The organism is Roseivivax halodurans JCM 10272, assembly GCF_000521785.1.
Taxonomy (GTDB): Bacteria; Pseudomonadota; Alphaproteobacteria; order Rhodobacterales; family Rhodobacteraceae; genus Roseivivax; species Roseivivax halodurans.
In genome coordinates this window covers 1-1,205 of sequence record NZ_JALZ01000115.1, presented here as the reverse complement: position 1 = coordinate 1,205, position 1,205 = coordinate 1, and the positions used below count along the sequence as shown (strand labels likewise).

Below are 1,205 nucleotides of genomic sequence, written 5' to 3'. Positions count from 1 at the left end.
GGTGTGATGCGCGGGACGGACGAGGCAAGCGGGACGCTTTTCAGCTATGTGGACCTTGAGGAACGGGTCCCTGCGGGTCATCCGCTCCGCAAGATCCGGCAGATCGTGAACGACGCGCTGGCAAGCCTCGATGCCGAGTTCGACGCGCTCTACACGGATTTCGGCCGTCCCTCCATCGCGCCGGAGCGGCTGATCCGAGCGAGCCTTCTCCAGATCCTGTTCTCGATCCGCTCGGAGCGGCAGTTGATGGAGCAGATGGACTACAACCTGCTGTTCCGATGGTTCGTCGGGCTCGGCATCGACGATGCCGTGTGGGTCCCAACCGTGTTCACCAAGAACCGCGACCGGCTGCTGACCACGGACATGTCGCGCAAGGTCATGGCCGCGATCCTGGCGCACCCTGAGGTCAAGCCACTGCTGTCTGACGAGCACTTCTCGGTGGACGGCACGCTGGTGAAGGCGTGGGCTTCCATGAAGAGTTTTCAGCCGAAGGACAGTCCGCCACCCGATCACGACGACGATCCGGGTAACCCGCCGTCGCCACCAACCCAAGAGCCCTCCGCAGACACCGACAAGCCGCCCCAGCAGACCGAGACCCAGCCGATGCCCGCCACGCCCCGCCAGCCCCGCAACGCCGAAGTGAACTTCCGGGGCGAGAAGCGCTCAAACGCGACCCACGCGTCCGTGACGGACCCCGATGCCCGCCTCTACAAGAAGGCGCCGGGCGCCGCGGCGGCGCTATGCTTCATGGGACATACGCTTATGGAAAACCGCAACGGCCTTGTGGTGCAGGCGGACCTGACCCACGCCGACGGCCATAGCGAGCGGGAGGCGGCGATCGAGATGATCAACCGGCACTCGCCGGGCTCGACCCGGCGCGTGACGCTCGGGGCAGACAAGGGTTACGACGCGGCCTCCTTCGTCGCCGAGCTCCGGCGGATGGTGGTGACGCCGCATGTCGCGCAAAAGGCCCGGCATTCCGCCATCGACGGCCGGACCACCCAGCATCCGGGTTATTCCCAGTCTCAGCGGCGCCGAAAGAAGATCGAGGAACCTTTCGGCTGGGCCAAGACCGTGGGCGGCATGGCCCAGACCGTCCACCGCGGCCTCGACAGGGTCCGCGCACAGTTCACAATGACTATGGCGGCCTGCAATCTGGCCAGGTTGCCGAAACTCCTGGCAGCATGAGAAACAGACCATCCCAG

The 1,205-nt window shown here is 65.6% G+C and carries 1 protein-coding gene; it reads left to right on the top strand.

The features are described from left to right. The first annotated feature begins 6 nt into the window (after positions 1–6). Positions 7–1,188 (top strand): IS5 family transposase, encoded by a 1,182-nt coding sequence (locus OCH239_RS21375; protein WP_037267529.1) that lies wholly within the window; start codon positions 7–9, stop codon positions 1,186–1,188. Positions 1,189–1,205 lie beyond the last annotated feature (17 nt).